Origin of the sequence: Xanthovirga aplysinae (assembly GCF_009711365.1) — a bacterium.
In the GTDB taxonomy this organism is placed as follows: domain Bacteria; phylum Bacteroidota; class Bacteroidia; order Cytophagales; family Cyclobacteriaceae; genus Xanthovirga; species Xanthovirga aplysinae.
Genome location: NZ_SMMB01000186.1, coordinates 1 through 625, shown reverse-complemented (window position 1 = coordinate 625; position 625 = coordinate 1). Strand labels below are relative to the sequence as shown.

1 protein-coding gene is annotated in these 625 nt (G+C 41.1%); it reads left to right on the top strand.

Annotated elements, in window-relative coordinates; translation table 11 throughout:
• Positions 1-625 (top strand): hypothetical protein (locus E1171_RS23235; protein ID WP_222931285.1); only part of this gene is annotated, 625 nt, incomplete at both ends.

Sequence of the window (625 nt, the reverse complement as noted above, 5' to 3'; positions counted from 1 at the left end):
GTGGCTGATGGGGTAATTGCCCTTGGAAAAGATGCCTCTTCTGCCTTACTAAGTGGCGGAAAAGCTATTATCAATTCGGTGAAAGGAGCCGTCTCTTCCGAAGCTAGCTCGGTAGGTGATAGCCTTACCAGTGTTTCTGAAGACATTGGTGAAATTATAAACGTGAGTGTGGACACCGACATAGACTCAGAAGTAGATACTGAGGTTGATACTGCTATAACCATAGACATTGATATAGATATTGATATAGACTTTTTGGTAGTAATAGATATTGATATAGATACTAACATCGACATTGATGTGGTGATAGATGTTGTGATCGATGTAAATGTGGACATTACTACCGAAATAGATTTAGGCAGCCCTGCTCTAAATAAATTAGTAACCAACATTGGTAAAGCCTTTTGGGAGAATAAAGGAACGATTATGAAAGGCGTCCTTAAGAATGCAGCCATAATGGGAGGTATGGAAGGGGCACAAAAACTATTAGATTCCTGGTATGAACAGGCTGAAGTAAACATCGCTGAACGGCAACCCTCAGAAGTAGCTCCTCTTGGCCTTTTCATGGACTATATGATGAACCCTGCCAATTCTATAGAAGACCGCTGGAACACCTTTGCTGATT